The organism is Treponema berlinense (genome assembly GCF_052273165.1).
GTDB lineage: Bacteria > Spirochaetota > Spirochaetia > Treponematales > Treponemataceae > Treponema_D > Treponema_D berlinense_A.
This window is the reverse complement of the sequence record NZ_DAVZIU010000025.1, coordinates 20,697-28,794: the sequence shown is the minus strand read 5'-3', so window position 1 is coordinate 28,794 and position 8,098 is coordinate 20,697. Positions and strand designations below refer to the sequence as shown.

Sequence of the window (8,098 nt, the reverse complement as noted above, 5' to 3'; positions counted from 1 at the left end):
CGGCAAAAACTCTTCCAAGAAGGTCAACCAAAAGCGCAATCACCGTAAACGGAACAATCAAATACTCTCTTTTATCTTTTACCAACATCACTTTTTTCCTGTTTTTATATTATAACGTTTTATTTATGAATTACAATTTTTTCTGTATATTTTTTGTAAATTTCTGATTAAATTTTATAGGAAACAATGCAGGAACTGATTCTCTTGGACAAAACCTAGCCCGGATCGTCACGGAAAGACCGGACGAGCGGAGCGAAGGAGGACTTGCAGTAAGAGCCGGTCAGTGCGAAGATGCGCTGCGAAAAATTTAAAAATTCGTATTCTCTCATAGAAAAAAAAATGTTAAACTTTCATCAAAAATTTAAAGCAGGCTGATTAGGCGTTCTGCTGGAGGAAAAAAATGTACATTACCTGTCTGGACATGGAAGGCGTAATTGCTCCGGAAATCTGGATTGAGTTTTCAAAAGTTTCTGGAATTCCGGAACTTTCACGCACAACTCGCGATGAACCTGATTACAACAAACTGATGAACTGGAGAATCGCAATTTTAAAGGAACACAAACTCACATTAAAAGACATTCAGAATACGATTGCAAAAATTGATCCGCTTCCTGGCGCAAAAGAATTTTTGGATGAACTGCGCTCAATCTGCCAGACTGTGGTTTTAAGCGATACTTTTGAAGAATTCGCAGGCCCGATTCTAAAAAAACTCGGAATGCCAACTATTTTCTGCAACAGCCTCGAAACAGACAAAGACGGTTTTATCGTAAAGCACAAGATGCGTTGCGAAAAATCAAAACTCACAACGGTAAAAGCGCTGCAGTCTATCGGTTTTGAAACAATCGCTTTTGGCGACAGCTACAACGATCTCGGAATGATTGAAGCAAGCAAGGCAGGATTTTTGTTCCGCACAACAGACAAAATCAAAAATGATTATCCGAATATTCCAGCTTTTACAGAATATTCAGAACTTTTGTCTGCAATAAAAGACGCACTCAAAAAATAAAAAATTGCCCGATTTTAGAATCTGACGTTTTGACGACAAATTGCAAAAAAGGCACTTTAAAAACCGATTCCGTTTTGGACAGTTTTTAAAGTGCCTTTTTTTGTGCTGATTTTCTTAGCCGTTTTTTATTTTTCCGAAAGCATTTCAATCTCGCCTTCCGTAAGCTCGCGGTAAGAACCGAGTTCAATCGCCGGGTCAAGGCAAAGCCCGCCCATTTTTATTCTTTTTAGATAAACAACTTCGTTTCCAACCTGGCTAAACATTCTCTTTACCTGATGAAACTTTCCTTCAAAAATCGTAAGCAGGCAGTCGGTTTTTCCGCTGGAATTTTTTTCAACAGCAAGAAAAAGTCTTTCAGCTTCTCCGTCCTCGCCAAATTTTCCGTCTTCGCTACGCCATTTTAATTCGGAAGGAGCACATTCAAACCCATCTTCGTTTTGTTCACGGTCAATCCAAAAGCCTTTTTTAAAAATTTCGCAGTATTTTTGTTTTTCTTCCAAAGTCAAAGAATCGCGCAGACCGACCGCATAGGTCTTTGGAACGTGAGTTTTTGGCGAAAGCAACGAATGCGTGAGTTTTCCGTCTGTCGTCAAAATCAAAAGACCTTCAGTATCAATGTCGAGCCGCCCCATGCAGTGCAAGTCGCCACCCAAAAATTTGTGCCGTAAATTTTCGTCCAAAAGGTCAAAAACGGTCGAATGTTCGCCGTCCCTGTTTGCGCAGACAACATTTTTGCATTTGTTGAGCATAATATAAAGATCGCGCTGTAAAACTATTTTTTCGCCGTCAATTTCGAGGCTGTCCGAGTCAATTTCAACTTTTGTAGCAGGATCGGTCACGATTTTTCCGTTCAAACTCACCAAACTTTTATGGCAGAGCCTTTTTACGTCTTTTCGAGTTCCAAAACCATGGTGCGCCAATATTTTATCGAGTCTTTCTGCAGGCATTTTTTTCGTTAATTTAAAGATTTTAAGAGGGAGGACAACCTCCCTGCGCTCCAAACGCAGGCGTTTTCCGCTACCCTCCGTGCGGGGAACTTCCCCGCAACGCCCCTTCTATCTTTTTTCGATTGGAATATAATTTCTTTCGGCAAGAATATTTTTGTAAGCAGGACGGTAAATTCGTCCTCCAGCAACAATTTCCTCGATTCTGTGGGCAGACCAGCCGGCAATTCGGCTTACCGCAAACAGAGGAGTAAAAAGTTCACGAGGAATATTCAGCATTGTATAAATAAAACCAGAATAGAAGTCTACGTTTACACAGATTTTCTTTTCATCGCCGTGTTTTTCGTAAATAACTTCTGGTCCAAGCCTTTCAATCAGCTTGTAAAGGTTGTATTCGTCCTCAAGGCCTTTTTCTTTTGCAAGTTTTGCCGCATGATCGCGCAAAATTGTCGCACGAGGATCGTTAATCGTGTAAATTGCGTGTCCAAGACCGTAAATCAAACCTGTATGGTCAAATGCCTCTTTGTTTGCAATTTTTCTTAAATATTCCTTTACTTCTTTTTCGCTTGACCAGTCGCGGACGTGAGACTTTATGTCATCCATCATTTCGATTACGCGGATATTCGCTCCTCCGTGTCTATACCCTTTTAGAGAACCAACAGCCGCGCCAATTGCAGAATAAGTGTCCGTGTCCGCAGAAGAAACAACATGAACCGTCAAAGAAGAGTTGTTACCACCACCATGCTCAGCATGCAAGATAAGCGCAAGATCCAAAAGCTTAGCCTCGTCATCGGTAAAAGCCTTGTTGTTGCGGATTAGACGCAAAAAGTTTTCCGCAGTTGAAAGTTCTGGCAGAGGGTTATGGATATACATTGATTTTCCGTCGTAATAGCGACGTTTTGCCTGATAACCGTAAGCTGTCAAAGTTCCAAAACGGCTTATAAGCTCAATACACTGGCGCAAAACATTTGAAAGAGAACGATCTTCTGGATTTTTGTCGTAAGAATAAGAAGCCAAAACGCCGCGTGCAAGTTTATTCATAATATCAGCAGACGGAGCTTTCATAATCATGTCTTCAGTAAAATTTGGTGGCAAGGTGCGCAATTCACCGAGATATTTTTTAAAAAGTTCAAGTTCGCTCTGAGTCGGCAGTTCACCAAAAAGCAAGAGATAAACTGCCTGCTCATAGCCAAACTGGCTATGAGCTTCTGCATCGCTTATCAAATCAGCAACATTATAACCGCGATACAAGAGTTTGCCGGGGATTGCTATTTTTTTACCGTCCTTTACTTCGTATCCTACAACATCGCCAATGCTTGTAAGACCGACGAGTACACCAGTTCCGTTGGCATTGCGCAGACCTCGTTTTACATCGTATTTTTCGTAAAGACTAGTGTCGATTGGGTCGTTGCGTTCAGCAAGTACGGACAAGCGTCCGATAAAAAGGCTTTCTGTATCCATTCCGGCATCTCCTGTTATTTTGCATAAATATGCAATATTCTTAATTTTTATTGATAATTATACAGATTTCAAAAAATCTATGCAACTTCTACTGTAAAATTGCGCCTTTGTCTGCACTACTTACAAGTTTTGCATAACGTGCCAGATAACCATCCTTTACCTTTGGTTCTGGAGCCTTCCATTCTGCGCGGCGCTTTGCAAGTTCTTCATCGCTTACATCAAGGTGAATTTTATAATTGTTAATATCGAGAGTAATTTTATCGCCTTCTTTAACAAGGGCAATCGGGCCTCCAACAGCAGCTTCTGGAGAACAATGTCCAAGAGAAGCTCCGCGTGTAGCACCGCTAAAACGTCCATCAGTAATCAAGGCAACCTGCTTGTCCAGCCCCTGACCGGCAAGAGCGGCAGTTACGGCAAGCATTTCGCGCATTCCAGGACCACCTTTTGGACCTTCGTAACGAATTACGACTACATCACCTGCTTTAATCTGAGCTTTCTGAACAGCTTCCATAGCCTCGCTTTCGTCATTAAAAACACGGGCAGGACCTGTGTGTAGCATAAGTTCTTTTGCGCAGGCAGAACGCTTAACCACAGTTCCGTCCGGAGCAAGGTTTCCAAACAAAATCGCAATTCCGCCATTGTCGCTGAACGGATTTTCAATTGGACGCAAAATTTCAGGATTACGATTTTTTACACCTTTGATATTTTCCGCAATTGTTTTTCCAGTTACGGTAATCAAATCTGTATTTATAAGATTTTTCTTTGCAAGTTCTGCAAGAACAGCCTGAACACCGCCAGCATCATCAAGTTCGCACATAAAAGTATGCCCTGCTGGAGCAAGATGGCAGAGATTTGGAGTTCTTTCAGAAATTTTATTCACTTCGTGCAAATCGATTGTAATTCCCGCTTCGTGCGCTATCGCAGGAACGTGCAGCATCGTATTTGAAGAACACCCCAAAGCCATGTCGGCAGCAAGAGCGTTACGGAAATTTTCAGCTGTCATCATCTGACGAGCAGTAATTCCGCGGTTATACATTTCCATAACCTGCATGCCTGCGTGTTTTGCAAGAGCAATACGGCGACCTGTTACAGCAGGAATTGTTCCGTTTCCAGGAAGGCCAAGTCCCAAAACTTCCGTCAGACAGTTCATCGAGTTTGCAGTAAACATACCAGAACAAGCGCCACAGCCAGGACAAGCATAGTGCTCCATTTCGCAAAGCTGGGCTTCGTTGATTTTACCAACAGCAAGACCGCCAACCGCTTCAAACATATCAGTCAAAGAAAGATTTTTTCCAGAATAAGGATTAGAAGAATCGTGTCCAGGCAAATGGCCAGGCATCATAGGACCGCCAGAAACAAAAACAGTCGGCAAATCAAGACGCGCAGCAGCCATAAGCATACCAGGAACAATTTTGTCGCAGTTAGGAATCATAACCAAAGCATCCAGCTGATGAGCTTTTGCAACACATTCAACGCTGTCGGCAATCAATTCGCGGGTAACAAGCGAATATTTCATTCCTTCGTGTCCCATCGCAATGCCGTCGCACACACCAATGGCAGGAAATTCAATCGGAGTTCCGCCAGCCATGCGCACACCAGCTTTTACAGCCTCGGCAATACGGTCAAGCTCAATATGTCCAGGAATAATTTCATTTTTTGCACAGATAACGCCAACCAAAGGCTGAGCAAGTTCTTCGTCAGTGTAACCAGAAGCGTAAAAAAGCGAGCGATGTGGCGCACGAGCCGTACCTTTGCAGGCATTGTCAGATTTTTTTGATTCAACAGCCATTTTGTACCTCTAAAATAAAAAAAATAAATTTCTGGAGCAGCTTTTACTGTCTCCTCCGGCTTTCCGCGGTTCCGCTATTCGCTGCATCGGGCAAAGCCCGACGCTTTCGCGCCGCTACAATCCGGGCTAAAATTTGCGTTTTTATTATATAAATTAAAGCTTTTTCTGTTAATATTACCGACGTTATTTTTTTTAATTTTAATTAAATTCTTTAGTATTATTAAAATTACCTTCCAGAAAGTGATTTTTTCCAACGGGCAACAAGCTCAAGAGCCTGGAGCGGAGTCATATTTTCTGGATCAACAGAAAGAATCTCGTCTAAAACCATTTCCTCGTCAGAAAAAAGTCCCGGCAAATTCTGGCTAAAATGAGATTTTTCTTTTTCGCCAGAAATTTCGGTTTTTATTTCGGAAGGCAGGACTGGTTTTTCTCCAGCGGATTTTTGCAAATGCGCAAGAATTTCTTCGGCTCTTAAAATTACGCTTTGTGGAACACCGGCAAGTTTTGCAACGTGCAGACCGTAAGAGTTTTCGCTTGCTCCTTCCTTTATTTTTCTCAAAAAAACTACATCGCCAGAATTTTCTGCAACAGCCATGCACAAAAGCTTTAGCGCAGAGTGATTCATTCTAGTAAGCTCGTGATAATGAGTCGCAAAAAGAGTTTTGCATTTTATCGTGTTCAGCAAATATTCGCTAATTGCCCAAGCAATAGAAAGTCCATCTTCCGTCGAAGTTCCCCGCCCTACTTCGTCCATAATTACGAGCGATTTTTCCGTTGCAGAACGAAGAATATTAGCAGTTTCTGTCATTTCGACCAAAAAAGTCGATTCTCCGCGAGCCAGGTTGTCGCTTGCGCCCACACGGCAGAAAATTCTATCGACAATTCCAATGTGCGCAGAAGAAGCGGGAACAAAAGAGCCGGTCTGAGCCAAAAGCGCAATCAGCGCATTCTGACGCAAAAATGTTGATTTTCCGGCCATGTTCGGACCTGTAATCAACGAAAAAGAAGTGGAGCATTTTTCAGAAAAATTCTGAGGAGAACAAATCGAAAGGTCATTCGGAACAAATTCACCGGCAGGGAGATGCATTTCAACGACAGGATGACGACCATTTTCAACTTCAAACACCGTAGAATCATCGACAACTGGACGAATCCAGCCATGAAGAACGGCAGAATATGCAAGTGCGGAACTTACGTCTGTGTATGCAATTTCTCTGGAAGTCTGCAAAAGATACGGAACAAGTTTTGCAATCTGAGAGCGGATTTCTACAAACAAATCACGCTCAAGCTGAACAATTTTTGTACCTGCTTCGTTCAATTCGTGTTCAAGTTCTTGAAGGCGCGCGGTCGTATAGCGTTCAGCATTCAAAAGAGAACGGCGCATTATAAAATGCTCAGGAATCTGCTGAAGTTTTCCTTTTGTCACCTCAATGTAATAACCCGCATTGTTGTTGTTTTTAATCCGCAGGTTAGAAATTCCAGTTTTTGATTTTTCTTCTTCGGCATATTCTTCAAGAATTTTGTTAAAATTGCACTGAATGTCGCGCCAGTGGTCAAGTTCTTTTGACCAGCCAGATTTTATAATCCGGCCCTCCGTAATAGAAGTCGCAGGATCTTCCAAAATTGCCGAATCAATAAGTTCAATTATCTGCTTAGCTTCGTCCGCCGACAAAACAGAAAAATCGTAATTTTCAATCAGAACGCGGATTTTTAACCACACAGAAAGACTCGATTTTAGAGCCTGCAAGTCTTTTGCGTGGGCACGCTCCATTGCCACCCTTGCAGCAAGCCTTTCAATATCAAGTACAGAAGAAAAATTCTGCCTTATTGAGTCTAAAAGCCTGCGGTTGTTTACAAAAAGAGCAATATGTTCCTGTCTGGAAGCAATTTTTTGAGCGTCGGTCAAAGGATAGTTGAGCCAGTTTACCAAGAGTCTTTTTCCCATTGCAGTTTGCGTGTGGGAAACACATTCCAAAAGTGAATATTGGAAACTTCCGTCCCTTAAGTTTTCCGTAATTTCAAGATTTCGGCGAGAAGAATCGTCCATTACGACGTATTCACAATCACGGTAAACTTTTATTCCGCTTACATGCGGAGCATTTGTCGAAGTCGTCCGCATAAGATAGTCAAGTAAAAATCCGGCAGGTCCAACTTCCGCACTTTCTTCTGTTAAATTAAAAGAACGCAGATTCTGTGTTCCAAACTGTTTGTTAAGTCTTTTGTAAGAAAGAGAAGAATCAAAATTCCATTCAGGATAATAAGAAACCGCAATATTTGAATTCTGGGCGATTATTTCTTCAATTGTTTTGTCGCCGCGCAGAGTTTCCGGCAAAAGAAGTTCACGCGGATTTGAACGGCCAAGTTCCTTTGCAAAATTATCCGCCATTTCTTTTTTGTTCCAGCTTGTTGCGTAAAAATCGGCAGTAGTAACGTCGATATAGGCAAAGCCGACTTCATTTTTTTTTACAGAACAGCAGGCAAGATAATTATTTACGCCACCTTCAAGATATTCGCTTTCAATCGCAGTTCCCGGAGTTATGATTTCGATTACCTTTCGCTCAGCAATCGTCTTGCCTTTTCCGATTTCGCCAACCTGCTCGCAGATTGCAATTTTTTTTCCAAGTCTTAAAAGACGCGCAATGTAGATTTTTGCGGCGTGATAAGGAATTCCACACATAGGGTGCTGCGCACGATGAGTAAGTGTAAGATTTAAAAGACGGCTAATTTCCAAGGCGTCTTCATTGAACATTTCGTAAAAATCGCCTAGACGAAAAAACAGGACTTCGTTGCGATATTCATCTTTTATGCTCTGGTACTGAACCATGAGCGGAGTCAATTCTGTACTTTCGGAACGTTTCTGAACTTTTCCTGCGACAACCTTGTCTTTTGACATTTTGC

At 42.0% G+C, this 8,098-nt stretch carries 5 protein-coding genes; 1 reads left to right on the top strand and 4 read right to left on the bottom strand.

The annotated features are described in order from the left end of the window. The first annotated feature begins 400 nt into the window (after nucleotides 1-400). Nucleotides 401-1,006 (top strand): bifunctional phosphoserine phosphatase/homoserine phosphotransferase ThrH, encoded by a 606-nt coding sequence (gene thrH / locus ACT6XC_RS08200; protein WP_443741442.1) that lies wholly within the window; start codon nucleotides 401-403, stop codon nucleotides 1,004-1,006. A 125-nt stretch (nucleotides 1,007-1,131) separates the two neighbouring features. Here the strand turns inward: thrH and ACT6XC_RS08195 are convergent, their stop codons facing one another. The 4 genes from ACT6XC_RS08195 to mutS all read right to left on the bottom strand — a co-directional run bounded on the left by ACT6XC_RS08195 (nucleotide 1,132) and on the right by mutS (nucleotide 8,093). Continuing rightward, a complete protein-coding gene (locus ACT6XC_RS08195; protein WP_443741441.1) occupies nucleotides 1,132-1,953 on the bottom strand; it encodes a pseudouridine synthase in 822 nt (273 codons plus the stop codon). 108 nt (nucleotides 1,954-2,061) lie between these two features. Next, nucleotides 2,062-3,411 (bottom strand): citrate/2-methylcitrate synthase, encoded by a 1,350-nt coding sequence (locus tag ACT6XC_RS08190; protein ID WP_443739001.1) that lies wholly within the window; start codon nucleotides 3,409-3,411, stop codon nucleotides 2,062-2,064. 88 nt (nucleotides 3,412-3,499) lie between these two features. Beyond that, nucleotides 3,500-5,200 carry a dihydroxy-acid dehydratase gene (ilvD, locus tag ACT6XC_RS08185; protein WP_273064922.1) on the bottom strand — a complete coding sequence of 567 codons (1,701 nt, stop codon included), beginning with the start codon at nucleotides 5,198-5,200 and terminating at the stop codon, nucleotides 3,500-3,502. A gap of 226 nt (nucleotides 5,201-5,426) precedes the next feature. Next, the gene (mutS, locus tag ACT6XC_RS08180) at nucleotides 5,427-8,093 is read right to left on the bottom strand and encodes a DNA mismatch repair protein MutS (protein ID WP_443741440.1); all 2,667 of its coding nucleotides are present in this window, start codon (nucleotides 8,091-8,093) and stop codon (nucleotides 5,427-5,429) included. Between the last annotated feature and the right edge of the window lie 5 nt (nucleotides 8,094-8,098).